A 20,473-nucleotide genomic window follows, 5' to 3' on the forward strand; every position below is an offset into this window, starting at 1 on the left:
GTTCCGCCATGACAGCGCAAATAGCAGAGGCCGCCGGCCGCGGAAACGGCCTCGAAAACGGCACTGAAAACATGGCGGGCACAGTGGCCCGGCACGTCGCAGAGACCAGCTTCGAGGCCCTCGACGCCGGCACCGTGGCCCGGGCCAAGATCCGGATCATCGACTCGCTGGGCAACATCGCCGCAGGCCACCGCGCCCAGGGCAACGGCGCCGTCCTGGACCTCGCCCGCCGCTGGGGCGGCGCGCCGGAGTCACGGGTGCTGGTCCACGGCATCCGCCTCCCGGCGCACAATGCGGCGATGGTCAACGCCGTGATGATGCGGTCCTACGACTTCGAGCCGATCGGTGCCGAATACGAGGACCAGACGCAGTCCGCCGCCCACATCAGCGGGACCACGGTACCGGTGGCCCTGGCCGTCGCCGAGCAGCAGCGCTCCTCGGGCCGGGACCTGCTCACCGCACTGATCCTGGGAGACGACCTCACCTCCCGCCTCGCCGCGGCGTCGGGCTTTGACGTCTACAGCGGCCAGGACAACACCGGCACCGTCAACGGCCTCGGCGGCACCGCCGTCGCCGCCAAACTGATGGGGCTGGACGCGGACCAGGTCCGGAACGCGCTGGGAATCGCGGTGAACCAACTGTCCGGAACCGTGGCCAACATCTTCGACCAGACCCTCGCGTTCAAACTGCCCATAGCCTTCGCCGCCCGCAACTCCATTGTGTCCGCGGAGCTGGCGCAGGCCGGGTTCACCGGGCCGGCGGACGCCATCGCGGGTCCGCACGGGTTCCTGGACATGTACTGCTCGTCACCGGCACCCGAGAAGGTGACCCGCGGGCTCGGCCGGGCCTTCTATGCAGACTGTGTGATCAAGCCGTGGTCCTCGTGCCGGGCCAGCCACCCCTCACTGGACGCCTGCGTGCGGCTGGCCACCGAGAACCGGCTCAACGAGGATGAGATCGAGGAGATCCTCATCCATGTGACCCCCCGGACCCTGAAGGGTTTCGTGGGCCAGCCGTTCGTGATCGGGGAATGCCCGGAGGTTTCCGGTGCCTTCAGCATCCGCTTCACGGCCGCCACGGCCCTGATGTACAGGACGGTCCGGCCGGAACACCTCACGCTGGAGCATATGCAGGATCCGCGGCTGCTGCGGCTGCTGGACAAGATCCGGCTGGTTGATTCGCTGCCGCCGGCGGAATCGCTCACCGCCGAAGTGGAGCTGCGGCTCCGGGACGGTTCCGTGCTCAGGACCAGGACGGACGTGCCCAAGGGGGACATCTACGCCAGCCCGATGAGCGAGGCGGAGATCCTGGACAAGTACTACGCCAACGCCGAGTTCGGCGGCAGGACCCCGCGCAGGAATGCCGAGGAAGCGGTCCGGCTCGTCCAGCACCTTGAGGACCTGGACAGCCTGGCGCCCCTCATCAAACTCTTCACACCCGACTTTTCAGCACTAAATCCCAGGAGGATGAAATGAATACACCCCAGGTTGCACCCACCGCGGAGATCACCGTCGATCCCGCCGCTTTCCGTCACGTCGTGGGCCATTTCGCCAGCGGCGTCACGGTGATCACCACGGTTGTGGACGGCGAGCTGTACGGAACGACGGCGTCGGCCGTGTCGTCGCTGTCCATGGAGCCTCCCATGATGCTCGCCTGCCTTAACCGCTCCAGCTCCACGCACGACGCCGTGCTGAAGGCCGGAGTGTTCGGCATCAACATCCTGGCCGAGGACCAGAGCGACCTCGCCATGAAGTTCGGCCGCAAGGGCGGAGATAAGTTCGACGGCGTCTCGGTCACCATGTCGGCCGAGGGCGTTCCCATGCTGGACGGCGCCCTTGCCACCATCGTCTGCCGGGTTGCGGAAACCCCCACCGGTGGCACGCACACCGTGTTCCTTGGCCAGGTTACGGATGCCAAGGCCACCGCAGGGGAGCCGCTGGCGTACTTCCGCGGCGCCTTCGGTCGACTGGAACGGGTCAAGGAGCTCGCGGCCTACGACGCCGTGCGTGACTGGGTGCTGGGCCGGCGCACCCCGCTGCACCAGGCACTGGATCCGGTGGAGATCGCTGAACAGGCCAAGTCCGATCCGCACAACGTCCACAACGCCCTGGTTAAGTTGACGGCCGAATCCCTGGTCATCCGCGGGGACAGGGGCGAATTCCTGCCCGCGCCCATCACCCGCCAGCTGACGGACAGTGTCTACGACGGCCGCCTCACTATCGAACTCGGCGTCCTCGCCAGCCACTTCGGGAAGTTCACGGACGAGGACATCGCGGAATTGAGCCGGCTCACCGACGAGCTCGCACTGCTGCGCCAAGGCGGCCAGGAAGCCCTGGACAAGTTCCTCAAGACCAACGCGAAGTACCACAACCGCCTGGTCAGCGTGGCGGGCTCCGCCCAGCTCACCGACGCCTTCCGCCGCCTCGGAATCGGCACGGTCTGGCGCGAGGCCCTCAACAGCGAGGAGTGGGCCCGGAAGATGGACCACAGCCACATCGTCGAGCTCACGGCGGCGCTGAAGGACCACGACTACGAGCGGGCGGCGGAAGCGCTCCGCCTGCACACGTCCTTCGGCAAGCAGTTGGCCAGCGACGTGATTGAACGCCACGGCGGCGAGGTGTAAGCAGCAGATTCAAAGCCCGACGGCGGGGCCGCACCCAGGGATTCCGATCCCGGCGGGTGCGGCCCCGCCGTCGTTCTGTAGCCGATGTTCTGTACCGAGCGCACTTTGTACAGGAACAGCCTGGGACAGCAAAAGAGCGGGGAGGCCACCTAGCCTCCCCGCTCCCTTGTTCCCGTATTTGTCAGCGTGTAGCAGGCGCGGCTGATTCGGCGTGCCGCAGGAGGTTCAGCTCCGGCACATAGGCGGCCAGCGCGTCAAAGGCCGCCTGCTCGGTGTCCGGGGTGGTGGCTGCTGCGACGTAGCGGTCGGGCCGCACAACGAGGGCTACGCCGCTGCCGGCAACAGCCTTGAATGCACCGCTGGTGTCGGTGACTGCGGTGGTGACGCACAGCGCAAGGGGAGAGCCGCCGTCGTCGTTCCCTTCAGTGCCGTCCCCTTCAGTGCCCAAGCGCCGGACTTCAATGGCTGGGCCGCCGTCAGAGGGGAAATGCAGCAGTGCCCACCCCGTACCGAGGACGGTGTCCAGCGGGACGGCGTCGCCGGTGGGCAGTGTGACCTGCGGCTGGGACAGCGAGCGGCCCACCAGCGCGGCCGCTGCCTTCGGGACACCGGCGCCCGGGGCCGCCACACAGCCGTCGGTGAAGTGCGGCTGCTTGAGGAACTTCATGCCCGCGAGCCATGCCTTGGCGGCCGGAACGATGCCGGACGCGGTGATGGCGGCGTCGCGGATGGCGGTGAGCGCGGGGTTGACGTTCATCACCACTGTGCCGATCCGGTGGGAAAGGCGCACCATGTCCACCGCGTGCGGGCGCCGCTCGGCCTGGTAGGTGTTCACCAGTGCCTCGGTTCCGGTGCCCTGGACGGTGGCGGCGATTTTCCAGGCGAGGTTGGCGACGTCACGGATGCCGGCGTTCAGGGCCTGGCCGGCGAACGGGGGCATCATGTGGGCTGCGTCCCCCGCGAGGAGCACGTGCCCCACGCGGTAGTTCAGGGCCACGCGCTGGTGGGCAACGTAGACGGCAGCGCGGCGGATGTCCGCCGCGACGATCGTCTGGAACGGCGCGATCAGCCTGATGATGGCCTCCGGAGCGGTCACCGCCGCGGCCTCCTCACCGGGGAGGAGCATGAACTCGTAGCGGCGGCGGCCGTGAACTCCGGGGACCACCACGACGGGACGTGTCCCGTTGCAGTGGAACTCGGAAAACCGTTCCGGTTGGCCCGGGGTGTTGATGATGTCCACCACGATCCACTTCTGGACCTGGGTGGAACCTTCCATCGGGATGCCGAGCTGGGATCGGACCGGGCTGCGGCCGCCGTCGCACGCCAGCACCCATTTGGAGCGGACGGTGTGCTTGCCGTCGTCGTCGATCAGCACCGTGTCCGCGTGCTCGGGGCCGTCCGTGATGCGGAACGCCTCAGTGTTGAAGCGGACGTCGATCAGCGGACGGGCCCGGGCGGCCTCCAGGAGCAGTGATTCCATCACGGGCTGGTCGAACTGCGATTTGCCGGGCTGGCCCAGCCGAGGGCTCGCCGGGTAGACCTCCGCCAGCAGCTGTTCCTTCCGGCCGAAGTAGCGGGCGCCCGTGTCCATGAGCATCTCTGGCGCCAGCCGGTCCAGAATGCCGATCTGCTGCATGACCCGCAGCGTCTCGTCGGTTGCGCTGATGGCCCGCGGTTCGTCGCTTGTCCCGGCATGGCGTTCAACGAGCATCACTTTGACGCCCTGGTCCGCCAGCAGGTTCGCCGCGGCCAGGCCGATGGGGCCTGCCCCGATGACAACCACGTCTGTTTCGATGATTTTGTCCATGCCGATCAAAGTTCCGTTCCTTGAGGAGTGCAGTCGGGGGAGCCGGGCAGGTCAGGAGACGAGTTCCACCGTGTTTTTCAGGGTGCCCAGGCCGGTGATTTCCACCTCGACCACGTCCCCTTCCGAGAGCAGCCCGGACGGTTCCATGAACAGGCCCACGCCGCCGGGGGTGCCGGTGACGATCACATCGCCGGCGGAGAGCTTGGTGAAGCCGGTGACGTAGGCGATCAGCTGCGGAATGGTGAAGTACAGATCGGCCACGGAGGCCTTCTGGCGGATGTCGCCGTTGACCCGGGTTTCCAGGGTGAGTGCGTTGACGTCGCCCAGGTCGGCAGCCGGGACGAGGTAGGGGCCGAAGCCGCCGGTGCCGGGGAAGTTCTTGCCGGGGATCCACTGGGAGGCCGCGAGCTGCCAGTCGCGGACGCTGAGGTCGTTGTAGGCGGCATAGCCGGCAACGTAGTCAAAGGCGTCGTCTTCGGCGACGTGGAACGCATCCTTGCCGATGACCAGGGCCATTTCGCCTTCGTAGTCGAACTTGGTGGTTGTGGCAGGCATCTGGGCCGGCTGCAGGTGGCCCATCTGGGAGTCGGCGAAGCGGGTGAAGATGGTGGGGGCCTTCTGCTCCGTCTTGCCGGACTCTTCCTGGTGGCTGCGGTAGTTCACGCCGATGCAGATGACCTTGCCGGGATCCGTGACGGCGGGGAGGAACTCGATGTCCGCCTCCTCGCGGGACGGGGCGCTGCGGAACTCTTCACCGACGGTGCCGAAAATGCCCTGCTCGACGGCGGCGCGGAGTGTGCGGGCAAGGTTGGCTCCGCTGGGGCCGAGATCGTAGGCCCGTCCGTCGGCGATGATGCCCCAGGTGGGGGAGCCGTCTGGGGATACGAAGCTTGCGTAGTTCATGATGGTGGTTCCTTTCGCGGCGGCGGCGCGCCGGGGAGGTGATGCAGTCCCTCCCTGTCGGCGGCTGTGCCGGGCAGGCGGAATGTGCATCCTTAAACAAGGAATACATTATCTTGGTTTTACGCATTATGGCTAGGCCGTGGGTGGAATCCCTAGTAGCAGGGCCCGGCGGCGAGCTTCGCCACGGTGATACCGCTGGCAATACGGCCGGCAGCCAACGCGATCACCTCCGGCGGACCAGGTTGCGACGCATCAACCCCCTTCTTAGGGGGTGGGAATGAGCTTTTTGCGGGTCGACTCCCATTTTTTCCTAGGGCGCGACGCTGACAGTGGGATGGTCCTGAAGTTGGTGGTTTGGGAGCCCCGCTCAGGACTACCGGGCCCGATGCACTTAACTGCACCGGACACGGCGCCAAGTCCAACGACGGTCTGAAGCAGGTCTCAAACATGCGCGATCAACGGGAAACTGGGGCGTTGACTCGCGCCTCGGCTACAAAGGTGTCCTCCAGGCGCTTCGGCGGCCACGGTTCCTCATACGGGGCCGGCAATGTTTAACGACGCCGCCAAGGGAGAAGGACGCTCGCGGCGCTCTTTGCCGCTGCAACGCCGACGCGCGTGGAGTGCTCTTGTGTCGGCAGCCCTTGCATTCGCCGGCCTGTCCGTCAGCGGAATCGCCGCCGCGGACGTCGGCACGATTGGCCGCGACACGCTTCGGACCGGGTGGGATAGCACCGAGAGCACGCTCTCGCCGTCGTCCGTCTCGTCCTCGAACTTCGGCAAGCTGTTCTCCACTGCGGTGGACGGACAGGTCTACGCCCAGCCACTCGTTGTCGGCGGCACCGTGATTGCCGCGACGGAAAACAATGCCGTTTACGGGCTGGACAGTGTCACAGGGGAGACGAAGTGGCAGCGTTCCCTCGGGCCGGCCTGGCCGGCGTCGACCGTCAGCTGCGGTGACCTCACGCCCAACATTGGAATCACCTCCACTCCGGTGTTCGACCCGGAAACAAACAGCGTCTTCCTTCTGGCGAAGACGAACGACGGAGCCAGCCCGCAACTCCCGCACTGGTACATGCACTCCCTCGACCAGGTGACCGGGGCGGAGAGGCCCGGGTTCCCCGTCCTCATCAGCGGCGCCCCCACCAACGATCCGACCCGCCCCTTCAATGCGATGACCGCCATGCAGCGGCCCGGACTGCTGCTTATGGACGGGGTGGTGTACGCGGGCTTCGCCAGCCACTGCGACTACACCCCCTTCGTCGGCTACGTCATCGGGGTGTCCACCAGCGGACGGCAGACAACGATGTGGGCCACGGAATCAGGGAACGCCAACGCGGAGGGCGGAATCTGGCAGTCCGGCGGAGGGCTGGTATCCGACGGCCCCGGTCAAATCCTGTTCGCCACCGGGAACGGCATCTCCCCGAAGGCTGGCCCGGGCAACATTCCTCCCAGCACCCTGGCGGAATCGGTGGTCAGAGTCCAGGTTGGAAGTGACGGCAACCTGAGCCCAACCGACTTCTTCAGCCCCGCCAACAACCTCAAGCTGGACCAGAGCGACGCCGACCTGGGTTCCGGGGCCCCGGTTGCCATCCCTGACGGCTATGGCACGGCCGAGCACCCGCACCTGCTGGCACAGGTCGGCAAGGACGGGCACGTCTACCTGCTGGACCGGGACAATCTGGGCGGCATGGCGCAGGGGCCGGGCGGAACCGACGCAGTCCTCGACGCAGCCGGACCGTACAACGGGGTGTGGGGACGGCCCGCGTTTCTCGGGACGGCCGACGGCGGGTATCTCTACACCGTCGAGAACAGGGGTTTTCTGCGCGCGTTCAAGCTTGTGCCGACCAGCACGGGCGGGATCCTGCTCGCCTCCGTCGGGACGTCCGCAGGCACATTCGGGTACACCTCCGGCGCGCCAGCGGTGACCTCTTCCGGCACGGACGGGTCCTCCGCCCTTGTCTGGGCGGTCTACTCCACCGGAGCAACCGGGGTCAATGCGGAACTGCGGGCCTACCGCGCCCTCCCTGACACCACCGGGTCCCTCCAACAGGTGTTCAGTGCCCCGTTAGGCACAGCCGCCAAGTTCTCCTCGGTGGCCACTGACAACGGTCGGGTGTACGTCGGCACCCGCGACGGCCACGTGCATGGCTTCGGCGCCCCGACAACTGCAGCCGTGGGCGCGGCGGACACCGACCTGGGCGCAGCCGAAGTGGGCGCCACCCAGACCGGCAATGTCACGATCACCGCCACCCGGGCGGTGACGCTCAGCTCCGTCACAACAGGGGCGCCGTTCGGGATCGGAGCTTCGAGCAGCCTGACCGGCACCCTGCAGAGTGGCGATAGCCTGACCGTCCCGGTGACCTTTTCGCCGACAGCTCCCGGGCAGGCTGACGGGACGCTGGCCGTCACGACGGCCGACGGCGAGACCGTGCTCCTGGGCATCCACGGCGTCGGCACACGAGACGGCCTGGGCGCCACCCCCGCCGCGCTCCTGTTCACTGACGTGCCGACCCTGACGAGCAGCCAGCAAACTGTCAACATCGTCAACAGCGGTGCGACCGTCGTCGAGATCACCGGCGTCACCCTGCCGGCCAACGCGGAGCTTAGCGTCGACCCGACCACGCTGCCGGTAGCGGGCCAGCAGATCCAACCCCTCGCGTCGGTTCCGGTGTCTGTGACCTTCAGCCCCACGACGGCGGACCCGGTGGCCGACTCGCTGGTCATCGTCAGCGACCGCGGTTCCGTGACCGTGCCGCTGACCGCGACCGCCGTGTCCGGCACGGCGCATCTGGAGATGCCGCCCTCGCTGGACTTCGGTGACGTCCCCGTCGGAACATCGGCCACGGCGGACTTCACCATCCTCAACACCGGCAATATCCCGATGGTGATCACCAAGGCGAAGGCGCCGCAGGGCGACTTCTCGACGACCGCGCCCATCTCCGAGGGCCTCACCATTCCGCCAGGTGAATCCGCGTTCCAGAGCGTGACCTTCACGCCGACGGCCCTCGGGCAGGCCGGCACACAGGACACCTTCTATCTGATCACCACCGATGACGGCCAAGGCGCGCTGAAGGTGATGCTCACCGGCAACGGCACCGACGACCCAATCGCCGTCAAGGCACAACAGATCAGTGCTGGCCGCCCCGCGTCGTCCCTCGGGCGCGCGCTCACCGGACAGTACGCCGTTGCGGATGGCAAGTGCCAGGACTTTGTCAGCGGGGTGATCTGCTGGTCACCGGCGACTGGTGCGCATGAGGTCCATACAGCGATCTACACCAGCTACAAGGCCGCGGGCGGCGCCACGGGCATGTTCGGCTTCCCGACCACCGACGTGACGGTCACGCCGGATGGGGTGGGGCGGTACAGCAACTTCTCCGGTTCGGGCGGGACCTCGATCTACTGGTCGCCGAAGACCGGTGCGCATGAGGTGCACGGTGCCATCCGGGCCTTGTGGGCGTCGCTGGGCTCGGAGAAAGGCCTGCTCGGCTATCCGACCACCGACGTGACGGGCACTGCGGATGGGGCGGGACAGTACAGCCACTTCTCCGGTTCGGGTGGGGCCTCGATCTACTGGTCGCCCAAGACCGGCGCGCATGAGGTCCACGGGGGGATCCGGACCAAATGGGCGGCCCTGGGCTGGGAAAAAGGGCCGCTCGGCTATCCAACCAGTGACGAGAAAGGCACTCCGGACCGGGTGGGGCGGTACAGCCACTTCTCAGGTTCGGGTGGTGCTTCGATCTACTGGTCGCCGAAGACCGGCTCGCATGAGGTTCACGGAGCGATACGGACCAAGTGGGCGGCGATGGGCTGGGAGAAGGGCCCGCTCGGTTATCCGCTGACTGACGAAATGGGCACCCCGGACCGGGTGGGGCGGTATACCCACTTCTCCGGTTCGGGTGGGGCTTCGATCTACTGGTCGCCGAAGACCGGCTCGCATGAGGTCCACGGCGCGATCCGGGCCAAGTGGGCGGCGCTGGGCTGGGAGAAAGGCCGGCTCGGCTATCCAGTCACAGACGAGTACTCCGTTCTTGGCGGCCGGGAATCGGATTTCCGCGGCGGCCGGCTGGTCTGGAAGGCGCGGACAGGAGTAATTAGCGGATAGCGTGAAGGGTCCGGCGTTGGGGCGGAGGCAGGATTGGAACCGGTCGACGTCGCTCTACTTCCACTCGAAAAGGCGGCCTTCGGACTTGCCGTCCGCCACCTGGTACTCGAACAAGACTGCGATCCCGTTGAGGCGGCTCAACTCGTCTGAAGTGGTTTCGTAGAACAATGCACCCCGCCAGGTGAGTTGACCCGGACCGGTGAAGCTACCGACCCCGTGGCCGGTGAAGGTGGCTGTCTGCCCGCTTGCGGTGACCACAAATCCGTTTCCGTTGCCGACGACTGTGCCGCTGGGACGAATCGTGCCGACATAGGTGACATTGACGTCAACTTGCACACCGCAGAGCGTGCCGACCTGATGGTCGGTCACTTCGGTGCGCGGACCGCGGCCAGTGTCTTCCAGAACCCGCGTGCTGATGGTCTCGCCGTTGAGTTCCCCGATTTGTTCTCCGAGCATGATGATCTCCTTGCCAGTTGGATCGGTGGCTGGACCGGAACGACTGCCACGTCAACGTGACGTTCCAGTCCGGATCAGCCGGGAATACGCATCCGTGTTCAGGCTGCATCGGGAGCCGCGGACGCAGAGGGCAGACCGTCCCCGGTGCAGATTTCCCGCCCGGGGGACGGCCGCCGTCGTCGGTTATTCAGAACCGTGGGTGGCGCTATGTGGCGCTTCCCCTCGTCCTCTCCATCGCATCCCTGCCGAGCCAGAGGCCCAAACCGATCATGGCGACGCCGAGGAGCAGATGCAGCCAATTGTCGGCAGTGTTAAGCGGGACAAAGTTGGCGCCCCCGTCCATGTCAATGAACAGGCCGTAGATCCACAGAACCACGTAGACAGCGCCGCCGCCGAGCAAGAACCAGCGGGCCATCTGGGCGGTCCGGGCCATTGCAATGCCGGCCGCGCCGAACAGCAAATGGACGATGTTATGCAGTACGGACACCTGGAAGACTCCAAGCAGCATTGCCCCGGACTCATGTCCGGCAAAGTTCATGGCGCCGTAATTGGTAGTGATTCCCGGGATGAACCCGAGGACTCCAACCAGCAGGAAAACCGCACCAAGACCCATGGCGGTGTTGTGGAGGGACAACCCCATCATGTGGTGGTGCTCGGTGGGGTGTGAAGCGGTAGTCATTGGTCTGCCTTTCACGCTGGTTACCGGCTCTTCAGATGGAGAACCGGCCTCGCGGCAGGAGTCGCCGGACTTCTGCCGACGCCCAAATCCTACTCCTGAAAACCGCGCCTGTGCAGGGAATAAAGGGGCTTTCCAGAGCATTCCGGGCGGCCGTGTTCTAGGCAGGGGAGGAGGAGGCGGATCCGCCCTCGGCCAGGCCCATGAACATGGTCCGGTGCAGGATGTCCACGTGCTTGCGGGCGACCTCGGCTTCGTCCCATTGGCCGGCGCGCAGGGCTGCCACGAGCGCGACGTGGTCGCAGTTTGATTTGTGCAGCAGCTCGATCGAGTAGGGGATGAAATAGGCATAGAGCTCGGCCAGCGTCTCGTGGTAAACCTCGACGGCGGTCCCCAACTCCGACGCGCCAGGTGGACCGGCCTACAACACGCTGGTGGCCTTCGGGCCGGACGGCACCCGGCTTGCGTTCTACCGGAAGATCCACCTGTTCGACGCGCAGGGCTTCGGGGAGTCGACGTTCATGACGCCGGGCCCGTCCACGGACCCGGTCGTCTTTGAGTCCGGGGGAGCGGTGTTCGGGCTGATGACCTGCTACGACCTGCGGTTCCCGGAGCTGGCCCGCTCCCTGGCCGACGCCGGTGCGCAGGTGCTGCTGGTCTGCTCGTCCTGGGTGCCGGGCACGCATAAGACCGAGCAATGGCTGGCCCTCAACGCCGCCCGCGCGATCGCGAACAGCGTGTACGTGGCGGGGGTGTGCCAGGCGCCGCCCGTCTCCGTGGGGCGCACCCTGCTGGTGGATCCGATGAGCTATGTTGAAGCGGATCTTGGGCTGGAGCCGTGGGTTCGGGCGGTGGATATCTCGCTCGGGACGGTGGCGCGGGTGAAGGAGCAGTTCCCGATGTTCCGGCAGGGGCGGCTGGGGTAGGGCAGACGCTGGACAAACGTCTGCGTTCCGCATGACAGGGTCGGGTCCTCTGCATGTCGCGGGCCCGATTCTTTGTGGTCTTTAAGGACCCCAACGTACTCCTAGACTCCGGAGGCTTGGCCTCGCAGGGCGGGAAGGCACTTTTGCCCGTCATCTGCAAGTCAAATGCGCTGACACGTTGGTACGGCCACTAGAATCTCAAGATTAACGGCGGTTGCCGCAAGAACACGATGAAAAGAGCCCGGGAAATTGGATGAGTCACACCTGCTTGCGGGCGGCGGTTTGGCACCTCGCCCTTACCGAGCCGCCCGCCGTTGGCCCTTCGTGGTGGCCATCGTTGTCTTGTCTCTCATGGTTGCAGGGCTGGGCGCCGGGTTCGCTTATTCCACGTACTCCGCGCAGGAGTGGCGATCTTCTGCCAACGAGACATCCGACGACCTCGCTGCCATGACCAAGCAGAAGGATGGCTTCAAGAGCGACGCGGAGGATGCACAAGCGCGCCTTGATGCCGTGAACAGTGAACTCGCGGATACGCAGCAGAAGCTTGCAGGTGTAACCACTGACTACAACACGGCGACTAACCGCGTCCGTTCCCTGGCCGATGAAAAGGCGCAGGTGAGCGATGATGCTGCCATGATGGCGACCTTGGTTGCGATGTCCCAAGGGGTGACCGAGGAGATGGACACTTGCATCAGTGACCTCCAAAAGCTCCAAAAGTACTTGGTCGATTTCTCCTCATACGACGCGCAAGCACTGATTACATACGCAAGGCAGATTAACGACGGCTGCAATAAGGCCAGGGCCGACAGCGAGGCCCTCTCCAAGAAGTTGGCGGGTTGAGAACTCACACTGGTCCAGCCGCTTGGCTGCTGTTGATCGGAGTCTCATGCGCAGGGCTGGCTGGGTGCGGACTTGCGCCGGTACCGCCACCTCCGGTGACTTCCAGCGCAACTCCGGCAGATTCGGCGAGCGATCCGTTGCCGACACGCAGTGCGCCGCCGACGCACTCGGTCGATCAGGTGGCAGCGCATGGTTTTACGGATTACGAACGAGCGGCGTTGCGCGTGCGCAATATTGGTTGTGAGGGTGTTGCAACAGGGTCAGGGTTTGCGATCTCTGACCACGTATTCATTACCAATCGCCACGTGATCGGTGGTGCGGCGGTTCTCCAAGTCAGTACCTTTGACGGTCATGACATCGACGTCACCACGGCCGGAGCCGCCGTCGTAGCTGACCTAGCCTTGGTCTGGACAAAGGAAGCGTTGCCCGCGACGATTGGTCTGGCCACCGCGAACCCTGATGTGGGAACGAACGTTACAGCCGTTGGCTACCCGTTGGGTGGACCACTGACTACAAGTCACGGACAGGTCTTGGGTTATGCCCCAGACCCTGTCGGGTGGTCATCAGTTCCCATGCTCGTAAACGATGCCCCGATCGAGCATGGCAGTTCGGGAAGCCCACTCATAAACGACGCGGGTCGGCTGGTTGGTGTCGTCTATGCTTCCGATGGCGACCGATATGCGGTACCTGTAGAAACTCTGATCCAAGTCCTGAACGACCCACACAACTACGCCGGTTCTGCAAAGTGCGATGGTGTTCCCTGACGGGACCTTGGCCGAATCAAGTCCTGCGGAACCTTCTGCTTGTTTCGGTTGAGTCCAACAGATCAGCGAGGCCATTTTCATTTAGGAAGCCTGCCACCTCAATGGAACCGTCAGGGCTGATGCGGACATCGATCCTATTGCCGGCGATCTCTGGACGGTAGGTCTTGTAACGATCAGTGAGGTGGATGAAACGCTGGTTGCTGGAGCCCACCAAGGCCCGACGACCCTCCGGATTCCAGGCTTGGTATGGTCCGTCGACCAGCAAATCGGTAGAGGCGAGGAGCGCCCCCGTCGGCTCACCCCGACGCCGCAGGGAGTCGTACTCGTAGCCGGAGAATGCGATGACTCCGAGTCCCCGTGCCTGTGCTGCGCTGGCTAGAGCTGCGCCGCCTGCCGGCTGGTCAAAGGGCTCGCCGCCAATGAGCGTCAGTCCTTCGACGCCTGCGCTTACGGCCTCGTCGACAATTTCTGAGACACGCGCTTCGGCTCCGCCGTGGGGATTAAACAGGTGGGGATTGATACAACCCCTGCACCGGATGCTGCAACCCTGAAACCAGATGGCCGTCCGCAGGCCTGGGCCTTCGGCGGTGGTGCCGTGCAGAACACGCCCTACCCGGATATGTCCGTCAGTCAAAGAGCCGGCGGCCTGACTGCGCGCCGGCGCTAGGCGGCTGGGGCTGCGGCGGCGTGTGGCCGACCGCCGGGGTTCCGAAGGCGAGGCTGGTCCGGTGGGGAATGAGGAGATGAGGTGGCACCTGGGCTTTGGACATGAGCTGCTCGAAAGAACTGAAGTTTCCGGTTGCCTGCCGCGTTTCAACGATGCGGTTGGCCGTCGCGGCGTCGACGCCGAGCGCGGCCTGGAGGTCCTGTGCGGAGGCCGAATTTACGTCGAGGCCTCCAGTAGGAGTCGGCGTGGAATATGACCCTGGTGCTGCGGGGGATTGGACGGCCGGGGCCTGGAGAGGGAATGACGCCTGGGGTGTCGGGGTCGCCAGCGCTGTGGCTGCAGCTGCGTTCGGATCGTAGCCGCGTGCCGGTGAGGCGTTCACCGGTGGCTGTGATGCGGCCGCCTTGGCGTACCATTTCACGTCGCTGGCATGCGCCTTCCAGAGCAGCCATTTCTTATTTGTGATGATGGCTGCCGTGACGCCGCCAGCGAAGGTGATGAAGTAGATCCATCCCCAGATGTCGCTTGCGACCGAGTGAATGGGGTGTTCCTTGGTTCCGGAATCAAAGGTGCTGGTCGCCGCCATGAGGCCGATACCCAGCACCAGGAAACCGACACCCATGCCAATCCAAGTCTTGTTCCTGGCTTTTATGCCCCGTATGAGGAAACCGACGCCGGTGAGCAAGCCCATGGAGAGGATGCTCCAAAGGATGCCCGCACTGTTGCGTAGGCGCCAAGTGCGTGAACACAGTTTTTCTTCGGGGGTCATCGTCCGTTGTCCGTTTCGTGCCGTAGTTGTTGGGCGGCAACCTCTTGGTTGACCGTCTGGTAGTAGGCCGGTGTTAGCCGTGAGTCTGCAATCACTGTGTGGGGCAGCAGTGCCTGTATCGCCGCGAGGTCATCGGTGCAGCTCGGTCCGGGGCCGCTGGCTTCGGCGGTAATGGATCCTGAGGCTGAAACGGTTACGGTTATGGTCTTCTTGGTCATCATGTCGCCTGTTCGAAAACGAGTTGAACTTCTCCATTKGCTGCCGTCTGTGACACGAGCACCATTCCCATCTCAGCGGCCCGGGCGTGCAGCGAGGCTACTGTCCGTTGTTGAAGCAGACCTCCCACGCTCATGTCCAAGGCTGCCAGCAGGTTGTCAGTGGCCTCGCCCGGGGCGTTGTCGACCCGGCCTAGGAACACCTCCCCGATCCGCTGGAAGGTGATCCGGCCATATGGGCTGTTGCCGGTGACGCGCCCCTCGGCAACACTGAGGTCGCTGGCGCCCATGGCGAGGAGTGCCTCTTGAAGGAGCTGTTGGTCCGTGATTCGAGTGGTCTTGCATTTCTCGCATAGGTCCGTGCTGCGGGCCTCGCGGATAGCGGCGATTGCTGCGATTCCTATGGGGATGAGGAGAACTTCGAGGCTCATGCTGTCCCGCCTAGAAGTCGATCTGCCGGCCGCCACGCCAAGAATTGACGTCGGCGGTAGTGGAGGTGCCGCTGGTCGAGTACTCTTCCCTGGCGCTGATGGAAGTGGCAGCCACGGCGCGCGTGGATGCCCACTCGCGGATGCCGTTTATTTGTTCAGCCTGGGTGACAGACAGCGGAACCGTGTTGGCGATGGCTTTGCTCAGGTCTTTCTCGTTGAGCATGCGCCGCTCTGAGAAGGCTTCGAAGCATGCGCTGACGGCAGCTTCGGCGATCTCAGCGCCGGAGAAGCCCTCGGTCTGCTCGGCGAGGAAGTCAAGGGGGCGGTCAGTGATCTCGAAGTCGCCGCTGGCAGCGGATGTCTCGGTGAGCCGTTTTTGCAGCTGGATGCGCCAGATGTGCACCCGTTCTTCCTTGGTGGGAAGGTCCACGAAGAAGATCTCGTCGAAGCGGCCTTTACGCAGGAACTCCGGCGGTAGGGAGTCGATCTTGTTGGCGGTGGCAATGACGAAGACCGGGTTTTTCTTTTCCTGCATCCAGGTCAGGAAGGTCCCGAAGACGCGCTGGCTGGTTCCGGAGTCTCCGCTCCCGCTCGAGCCGAAGCCCTTCTCGATTTCATCGATCCACAGGATAGAGGGGGACACGGCCTCGGCGAGTCTGAGGGCGCCGCGCATGTTTTGTTCGCTGGAGCCGACCAGGCCGGAGAAGACCCGTCCGACATCAAGGCGGAGCAGCGGTAGGCCCCACAGTGTGGCCATGCAGTTGGCTGTGAGGCTTTTGCCGCACCCCGGGACGCCGGTTATGAGGACGCCCTTGGGTGCCGGGATGGACCAGCGCTGGGCCTCGGGCAGCCACGATCCGTTGCGCTTGTTCAGCCATTTTTTGAGGTTTTCCAAGCCACCGACGTCGTTCAGGGTTCCCTCGGGGGAGATGAATTCCAGCAGCCCGGACTTTCGAATGGTTTGCCGTTTCTCATCCAAAACTAGGGCGATGTCCGAAGCGTCCAGCCGGCGGTCTGAGGCGATGGCCCGTGCAAAAGCGTTCTCGGCCTCGCCGAGGGTCAGGCCCTGGGCGGCTTGGATCAGTCGCTGGCGGTCATCGGGGCTGAGATCGACGACGATCGAAGCGGCATTCGCCCCGACTATTTCCTCCAGTACCCCTTCAATCTCCCCGGCGGTGGGCAGGGGCAGGTCGACCACCGTGACTTCCTTCTCCAAGTCGGTCGGAAGCGTCAGACCGGGGGAGGCGATGATGAGCGTGTGCGGCACTTCGCCGGTCCGAAAAGCCGTAGCCGCGTCCTGCACCGCGCGCACCATCGTGGGTTCGGCCGGCCGGCCCTGTGCTCCGAGGAAGTGGTGGAGGTCGAAGAACACAAATATGGTTGGCTCGGGAGCCTTAACGGCTTCGGCCAAGGCGGCGTCAGGTGCCGTCGGCTTGCCTGACTGCCCGGGGGAGTGGAGCCCCTTGGAAACGGTGTAGGCAACGACCCGGCGTGGACGCCGCAAGTCAGGGCTCGACGCAACAGCTTCGGCTGCGGCTAGGACGCGATTGCCCTCGTGGGTTTCCACCAAAAGAATCGGATGCCGTGCCCGGATGAGCTCGACCAGAGTCTGGCCGAAGACTAGCGGCGTCTTTGCATTCACTTGTTGCCCCCGTAAATTCTGTATCTCAACTTTGGGAATCTTATCTCAGCCATATCGCAATGGGTCCAAATTGCCGGGGTTTTCCCCCATCGCTGCAAAATTTGCATAGCCTAACGAAAAAGTGCCCCCGAGAGTCATCAGCAATGTTCAGCGATGAGTAGTTTCGAGCTGCAAGTTGCACACGATAAGGCGGGTCCGCTGCATATAGCAGCGGACCACGTCTTTGGGCGCTAGCCGTTCCGCACTACGCTCAGGTCCATAGTCATTTCATCAGCCGTCACGAGTGCAGGGACAGGGCGACTATTCGCAGCCGATTCCGTCGCCGTCACGGTCAAGATGGGCTGCGTATCCGGGGGTGCCTGCGTAAACCGGCGCAGCCCCCGCGGCCCTGGCAGCGGTGCAGTTCTTGTAGTAAACGGAAGCAGGTGCAGGTGCGGCGGGTACAGCCGCCTGCTGGGCGGCCTGCTCTGCGGCAGCCTGCTGCGCGGCGCGGTCTGCGGCCGCTTGGGCCGCCGCAGCCTGGTCTGCTGCGGCCTTTTCGGCGGCGAGCTTGTCAGCCGCTGCCTTTGCCGCTGCTTTTTCGGCGGCGAGCTTGTCAGCCGCAGCCTTGGCGGCGGCCTTTTGCGCTGCTGCCTTGTCGGCCGCGACCTTGGCCGCTGCTGCTCTAGCCTTCGCCTCCCGCGCTTCCACGAGTTTATGGGACTCTGCTTCGGAGAGCCACACGAACTGGGCGTCGCTGCCCTCTGTGCAGATGAAGATTTCGCCGTTGTATGTCCGGGACTCGTCGACCGTCGAACAGGTGGTCTGAGTCGGATTGGTTTCAGTTGGCCTTGCCGTGGCCGTAGCCTGCTGTTCGGTCACGAGGGCTGCCTTGCTGGCGTCAGCGCTCGGGGCAGCCCCTGCTGCCACCACGCCGCCCAGCATAAACACAAGGATCCCGGACACTGTGACTGCCAGTGCGCTCTTCCGGTGCGGAAGGCCTACCCAAGAACGCCGCTTAAAGAGCCATGCGTAAAGACCAGTGAGCCCAGCAATAATGCCCACAAAAACTAAAATACCTGCAAAGCCACCAGTAAGGGCGGCGATCAGGAGAATGAAAAGCACAATCGCTGCAACTACCCAGAAAAGTGGTGTCGGGCGCCAGCCAGTTTTCGGGCGCGCGGGCATAGCGGAGTTATCGTTCATAGTTCCCCCAGGAATAGTTATTGTGGCGAGTGAGCGGTATCACGCTAACGGCCGGGACTCAAGGGAGCCGCAAGAAAGCCGCAGGTTTCGCGAAGGCCCTGCGCGAGCGACGTGGACGCGCGTCAGGCGTCTGCAACAAGAAGAAGGTCAAGCGGTGGTTTGGTGTGGGCACCAAACCACCGCTTGTGAAATTTCAAACCATGCAGGTCGTTGCCTGATGTCGTTGGAGGCTAACCTTTTCGTTGCTGATCGGACGAGCTCTTAAGTGCTGAATTTTGCGTAGACAACATAATTGTCGTCGAACAGACCAGTGGCCGGGTCGTAACCATCACATGTAATGAGCCGAAGCTCCGGGCCTTCGGTGTTTCCGTAGACGGTCTGTGTAGGGAACGCGTCCTTGGAGTATTGGTCAGCATGATCAAATGTGAAAACGCTCGTGGTTCCATCCTGACGGGCAACCCTGATGAGGTCACCGGCTTTGAGGTCGCGAAGGTGCGCGAAGACGCCTGGACCTCCGTCGGTTGCATTGACATGTCCTAGAAGGACGGCGGGGCCGCGCTCGCCAGGTGTCGGGGACCGACTGTACCACCCAGCCGGAGCGCCCGGACCGTCGGGCGGCACTTCCAGCGATCCGTCCCCGTTTAGGCCGAGACTTAGCAGTTCGGACTCGATGCCAGCAGAAGGAACGCTGACAGAAACGGGGTCCGATGCGGGCAAAACCTTCGTCGGCGCAGAGGTACGGTGCGCTGAGGGCACCGAAGTCTCGATGGGAGCAGCAGTCTCGACGGGAGATGCAGGCTTAGCAGTAGCTGCCGCCGGCATAGCGACCGTCTGCACTGAAGCTCCCGCTGCACAGCCAGTTAGAAGTAGCAGAGCGACCGCCACAGACGCCAGCTGGCATCTGCGGCGGGCGCTGGTTGAGCTAGTCATACGACGCGTTATTTCCGATCCGGCAGCTTATGCCTGGACGGACGCGCGGCGGCGCACGATCATCGACCCGGCCACCGCGGCGACGGCAAGGCCACCAAGCGCGAGGAAGTCCGTGCCGTTGTTTACAGACTGAGCAACGCCAGTGTTAGCGCCACCTACGGGCATCTGGCTTACCTGTGCCGGGGCCTGCGCCACAGCAGCCGGAGCGGGAGCGACCTGAGTGGTTCCGCTGCCGAAAGCGGAGTTTTCACAAGCGATGCCGTCGTTGTCGCGGTCAAGGTGCGGACCGTAGCCCGGTGCCCCTGCGGGAATGTTGTAGGCGCCTGCCGCTGCTGCTGCAGTGCAGTTCGGGAACGCCGTGGTTGTCGCGTTGGCCGGGGCAGCTGTCATCGCTGACAGTCCGACCACTGCTGCTACTGCCAAGACAGATATGCTCTTCTTCATTTAATTGTCCCCATACTTCTGGTGCGTGCCTATGCAGGGCCAGCGCAGGACCATTAGTGAAGGGGGAGTCTGCAGCTAGCACGGCGGGCGAGTGATATTGGCATCTGCCTTGCAAGTTATATCAGCAGGAATGGTTGAAGTGTCAATGTGACGCAGAGCGCTTGTCGTGTCGGCCTCACGGTTCAAGGCAGGGGCGTCTAGCGCCGGGTTGGGAACTCAGGGCAGCTGCGCGGAAGACTGTAGCCGTGAGCAACTCTTCCCGCACGGGCGTTGCCGTGGCCAGCAGCGCTACGACATGATGCCGGGGTACTACCTGATGCTTACGGCGGCCATGGCCGCCGTCGCCATCTACTTCCTGCCCGAATCCGACTGGACGCGCGTCCAGTAGCCGAGGCTATGCGTCAGCGCGGGGTGAGGACGCAAAACTCGTTGCCCTCTGAGTCGGCGAGGCACACCCACGGCACATCGCCCTGGCCGACATCGGCGTCAGTGGCGCCGAGAGCCCGGAGCCGGGCCACCTCTGCCGCTTGATCATCACCGGGGTACGGCCTCAGGTCGAGATGGACACGGCCACACGCGGTGTTTACGGCGGGCGTGCCAAGGAAACGGCCCGACACCCTTGGCCGAACGCATCCTCGCATTATCGTCGGTCACTTCGTGCAGGATCCAGTCCATCGCCTCGCTCCAGAACCGGGCTATGGCCCGCGGATCCGCACAATTGACCACCACCGCGGCGATCGGCCCGGTGTCCCGGTAAATCGACCGGGGCTCCAACACGCGGAACAGGTTGCCCTCCGGGTCGGCCAAACCGTCCACGGCACATCACCTTGGCACACGTCGGCGGGCGTTGCACCCAGCTCCACCGCGTGCGCGACTAGCTCAGTCTGATGCGCCTCAGAGGTGGTGGCGAGGTCGAGGTGCGCGCCGTACCTCACCGTCTCGGGATCCGGCACGGTGACGACATCGACGCAGACGGCGACGGGTTCCGGCCCGGCGAAGCCCGCGGGTTCAACATTTGTCACACCGGGTCCCTCGCTTGAAACACCCCAGCCGAGCGCCTCCGCCCAAAACCGGCCGCGCGCGCTGAGTCATC

Annotated in this window: 22 protein-coding genes; 6 read left to right on the plus strand and 16 right to left on the minus strand. The window is 64.5% G+C overall.

Translation table 11 applies throughout. The features are described from left to right. Positions 1–8: 8 nt before the first annotated feature. The gene (locus AC1D14_RS11510; protein ID WP_476968517.1) at positions 9–1,475 is read left to right on the plus strand and encodes an MmgE/PrpD family protein; all 1,467 of its coding nucleotides are present in this window, start codon (positions 9–11) and stop codon (positions 1,473–1,475) included. Continuing rightward, on the plus strand, positions 1,472–2,623 hold the full coding sequence (locus AC1D14_RS11515) for a flavin reductase (RefSeq protein ID WP_476968518.1): 1,152 nt from the start codon (positions 1,472–1,474) through the stop codon (positions 2,621–2,623). Before AC1D14_RS11510 ends, AC1D14_RS11515 begins: the two co-directional genes overlap by 4 nt. 181 nt (positions 2,624–2,804) lie before the next feature. On the opposite strand, the gene AC1D14_RS11520 is transcribed toward AC1D14_RS11515, so the two are convergent. Both AC1D14_RS11520 and AC1D14_RS11525 read right to left on the minus strand, forming a co-directional pair. Then, positions 2,805–4,430 (minus strand): FAD-dependent monooxygenase, encoded by a 1,626-nt coding sequence (locus tag AC1D14_RS11520; RefSeq protein ID WP_476968546.1) that lies wholly within the window; start codon positions 4,428–4,430, stop codon positions 2,805–2,807. Between the two features lie 51 nt (positions 4,431–4,481). Continuing rightward, on the minus strand, positions 4,482–5,333 hold the full coding sequence (locus tag AC1D14_RS11525) for a fumarylacetoacetate hydrolase family protein (protein WP_230117391.1): 852 nt from the start codon (positions 5,331–5,333) through the stop codon (positions 4,482–4,484). A gap of 628 nt (positions 5,334–5,961) precedes the next feature. Here AC1D14_RS11525 and AC1D14_RS11530 point away from each other — a divergent pair. Further along, a complete protein-coding gene (locus AC1D14_RS11530; protein ID WP_476968519.1) occupies positions 5,962–9,435 on the plus strand; it encodes an Ig-like domain-containing protein in 3,474 nt (1,157 codons plus the stop codon). A gap of 54 nt (positions 9,436–9,489) precedes the next feature. On the opposite strand, the gene AC1D14_RS11535 is transcribed toward AC1D14_RS11530, so the two are convergent. The 3 genes from AC1D14_RS11535 to AC1D14_RS11545 all read right to left on the minus strand — a co-directional run bounded on the left by AC1D14_RS11535 (position 9,490) and on the right by AC1D14_RS11545 (position 10,964). After that, positions 9,490–9,891 carry a hypothetical protein gene (locus AC1D14_RS11535; protein WP_230117389.1) on the minus strand — a complete coding sequence of 134 codons (402 nt, stop codon included), beginning with the start codon at positions 9,889–9,891 and terminating at the stop codon, positions 9,490–9,492. A gap of 205 nt (positions 9,892–10,096) precedes the next feature. Continuing rightward, entirely contained in the window at positions 10,097–10,570 is a 474-nt protein-coding gene (locus AC1D14_RS11540; protein ID WP_230117388.1) for a DUF4383 domain-containing protein, read from the minus strand. A 157-nt stretch (positions 10,571–10,727) separates the two neighbouring features. Beyond that, entirely contained in the window at positions 10,728–10,964 is a 237-nt protein-coding gene (locus AC1D14_RS11545) for a hypothetical protein (RefSeq protein ID WP_230117387.1), read from the minus strand. Positions 10,965–11,001: 37 nt separating this feature from the next. Here AC1D14_RS11545 and AC1D14_RS11550 point away from each other — a divergent pair, with 37 nt between their 5' ends. The 3 genes from AC1D14_RS11550 (at position 11,002) to AC1D14_RS11560 (ending at position 13,097) form a co-directional block, all read left to right on the plus strand. Then, positions 11,002–11,493 carry a nitrilase-related carbon-nitrogen hydrolase gene (locus tag AC1D14_RS11550; RefSeq protein WP_476968520.1) on the plus strand — a complete coding sequence of 164 codons (492 nt, stop codon included), beginning with the start codon at positions 11,002–11,004 and terminating at the stop codon, positions 11,491–11,493. A gap of 249 nt (positions 11,494–11,742) precedes the next feature. After that, positions 11,743–12,333, plus strand: coding sequence for a hypothetical protein (locus AC1D14_RS11555; RefSeq protein WP_476968521.1), 591 nt, complete (start codon positions 11,743–11,745; stop codon positions 12,331–12,333). Between the two features lie 95 nt (positions 12,334–12,428). Continuing rightward, positions 12,429–13,097 (plus strand): S1 family peptidase, encoded by a 669-nt coding sequence (locus AC1D14_RS11560; protein ID WP_476968522.1) that lies wholly within the window; start codon positions 12,429–12,431, stop codon positions 13,095–13,097. Between the two features lie 16 nt (positions 13,098–13,113). Here the strand turns inward: AC1D14_RS11560 and AC1D14_RS11565 are convergent, their stop codons facing one another. From AC1D14_RS11565 to AC1D14_RS11615, 11 genes are all read right to left on the minus strand, one after another. Beyond that, positions 13,114–13,731, minus strand: coding sequence for a 4Fe-4S single cluster domain-containing protein (locus AC1D14_RS11565; protein ID WP_476968523.1), 618 nt, complete (start codon positions 13,729–13,731; stop codon positions 13,114–13,116). Beyond that, positions 13,724–14,386, minus strand: a complete 663-nt coding sequence (locus AC1D14_RS11570; protein ID WP_476968524.1) for a ComEA family DNA-binding protein — start codon at positions 14,384–14,386, stop codon at positions 13,724–13,726. The genes AC1D14_RS11565 and AC1D14_RS11570 overlap by 8 nt, the downstream gene beginning before the upstream one ends. 143 nt (positions 14,387–14,529) lie before the next feature. Then, a complete protein-coding gene (locus tag AC1D14_RS11575) occupies positions 14,530–14,751 on the minus strand; it encodes a hypothetical protein (RefSeq protein WP_476968525.1) in 222 nt (73 codons plus the stop codon). Next, on the minus strand, positions 14,751–15,179 hold the full coding sequence (locus AC1D14_RS11580) for a hypothetical protein (RefSeq protein ID WP_476968526.1): 429 nt from the start codon (positions 15,177–15,179) through the stop codon (positions 14,751–14,753). Before AC1D14_RS11580 ends, AC1D14_RS11575 begins: the two co-directional genes overlap by 1 nt. 10 nt (positions 15,180–15,189) lie before the next feature. Further along, positions 15,190–16,821 (minus strand): AAA family ATPase, encoded by a 1,632-nt coding sequence (locus tag AC1D14_RS11585; RefSeq protein WP_476968527.1) that lies wholly within the window; start codon positions 16,819–16,821, stop codon positions 15,190–15,192. A gap of 300 nt (positions 16,822–17,121) precedes the next feature. Continuing rightward, on the minus strand, positions 17,122–17,766 hold the full coding sequence (locus tag AC1D14_RS11590; RefSeq protein ID WP_476968528.1) for an excalibur calcium-binding domain-containing protein: 645 nt from the start codon (positions 17,764–17,766) through the stop codon (positions 17,122–17,124). A 501-nt stretch (positions 17,767–18,267) separates the two neighbouring features. After that, positions 18,268–18,936 (minus strand): class F sortase, encoded by a 669-nt coding sequence (locus AC1D14_RS11595; RefSeq protein ID WP_476968529.1) that lies wholly within the window; start codon positions 18,934–18,936, stop codon positions 18,268–18,270. A gap of 27 nt (positions 18,937–18,963) precedes the next feature. Then, positions 18,964–19,359 carry an excalibur calcium-binding domain-containing protein gene (locus AC1D14_RS11600; protein WP_476968530.1) on the minus strand — a complete coding sequence of 132 codons (396 nt, stop codon included), beginning with the start codon at positions 19,357–19,359 and terminating at the stop codon, positions 18,964–18,966. 422 nt (positions 19,360–19,781) lie between these two features. Then, entirely contained in the window at positions 19,782–20,021 is a 240-nt protein-coding gene (locus tag AC1D14_RS11605) for a VOC family protein (RefSeq protein ID WP_476968531.1), read from the minus strand. After that, positions 19,915–20,157 carry a VOC family protein gene (locus AC1D14_RS11610; protein WP_476968532.1) on the minus strand — a complete coding sequence of 81 codons (243 nt, stop codon included), beginning with the start codon at positions 20,155–20,157 and terminating at the stop codon, positions 19,915–19,917. Before AC1D14_RS11610 ends, AC1D14_RS11605 begins: the two co-directional genes overlap by 107 nt. Then, the gene (locus AC1D14_RS11615) at positions 20,076–20,402 is read right to left on the minus strand and encodes a VOC family protein (protein WP_476968533.1); all 327 of its coding nucleotides are present in this window, start codon (positions 20,400–20,402) and stop codon (positions 20,076–20,078) included. The genes AC1D14_RS11610 and AC1D14_RS11615 overlap by 82 nt, the downstream gene beginning before the upstream one ends. Positions 20,403–20,473: the final 71 nt, after the last annotated feature.

The sequence above is a fragment of the Arthrobacter sp. P1_B11 genome, assembly GCF_056406715.1.